The organism is Hyphomonas sp., from assembly GCF_040882205.1.
In the GTDB taxonomy this organism is placed as follows: domain Bacteria; phylum Pseudomonadota; class Alphaproteobacteria; order Caulobacterales; family Hyphomonadaceae; genus Hyphomonas.
The window spans coordinates 1-1,372 of record NZ_JBBEBT010000030.1 but is presented as its reverse complement, the minus strand read 5'-3'; the positions used below and the strand labels follow the sequence as shown (position 1 = coordinate 1,372).

At 65.9% G+C, this 1,372-nt stretch carries 2 protein-coding genes; both read right to left on the bottom strand.

Annotated features, from left to right (window positions below):
* Window positions 1–882, bottom strand: an 882-nt coding sequence (locus WEA77_RS01770) for a secretin N-terminal domain-containing protein (RefSeq protein WP_368066156.1), incomplete at its 3' end; no start/stop codon positions are given.
* Window positions 879–1,372 (bottom strand): PDZ domain-containing protein (locus WEA77_RS01765; RefSeq protein ID WP_368066155.1); only part of this gene is annotated, 494 nt, incomplete at its 5' end. The genes WEA77_RS01770 and WEA77_RS01765, both read right to left, overlap by 4 nt.

Genomic DNA, 1,372 nt, shown 5'->3' with positions numbered 1-1,372 from the left:
CGCGCGCTGCGCGGCGATGCTGAGGCCAACGCGTTCGAGGATCGGTACGATCTCTCCCGCATCGGTATAGTTCAGCGCGATGATGCGGATATTGTCTCGCTGGGGCTCGGTGGAATCGAGTTGCAAGGCAACGGCGCGGGCCTTGGCAACGGTGGCCGGATCGCCGCGCAAGAGCACGGCGTTGCTGGTTTCCGAGGCGACGGCGAGGAAACGGTTGCCGCCGGACTGGCTGCCCGGATCCGGCGCCGCGCCGCCCTGCAGGCGGTTCAGCACCGCTTCCATCTCCAGCGCGGGCACATTGCGCAGCGCGACCGTTTCGGTGACCGACGGATCGCGGTCGATCATCTCGATCATCCGGCGCACGCGCTGAAGGTTCGAGGCATAGTCGACAACGACCAGCGTGTTGGTGCTGGCATTCGCGGCGATCTGGCCCTGGCTGTCGAGCACCGGCTTGATCTGCTGGGCGACGTCCATCGCGTTGACATGATCAAGGCGGATGATCTCGGTGACAAAGGCATTGCCGCCCTGACCGGAAACTGGCGCCTCGGTTGCGGCAACCGTCTCCGGCACGATGCGGTAGGTGTCACGCCCGGCGGGTATTGCGGCAAAGCCCTGTACGCGCAGGGTCGTCAGGAAAACCTGGAAGACGTCCGATGTGCTCATTGGTGTCTGTGAGACGACCGATACGCGCGCCTTGCGCACGTCCGGATGCGTGATGAAGGTATAGCCGGTCAGCATCGAGACATCGGCGATCAGCGTGTTGAGCTCGACATCATCGAGTTTCAGGACATGCTTGCTCTCTGTCTCTGCAGGGGCCTGGGCGGTTGCCCATTGCGCGGCGGACAAGGCCGCCGCAGCAGCCAGAAGGATACGTTTTGTCATTGGGAAAGGCTTGCGTTGGGAGAGACGCGCAGGCGGACGATGGCGCCCTGGCGGACCACATCGAGCGCCACATCGGCGCCGCTTGTTACGGATTGGCTGATCTGTTCGGGATGCAGGCCCTCGATGGCCTCGCCGTTGACGCGCAGGATCAGGTCGCCGGACTCAAGCCCTGCGGCTTCGAAGGCGCCTGATCCGCGCGGCGCCAGGCGGTAGCCCGAGACACGGCCGCTACGCAGTTCCGGCGTCATCACGGTGTCTGCGGCGAGCGCCGACGGGGTGACGGGCTGCGGTTCGGAGGCCATGACGATTGCGCGCGGCGCAGCGGCTGGCGCATCGGGCGCCATGAAGGGCGCGCTGCGGCCAGGGTTCAGGCTCAGCACTTCCAGAGTGCCTTCGCGGCTGAGATGGGCGCCTTCGGCGGTGACGTTCACCAGCACTACGCCGGGCATCACTTCATCGCCGGGCACGAACCGCTTCTGCGCGCCGCCTG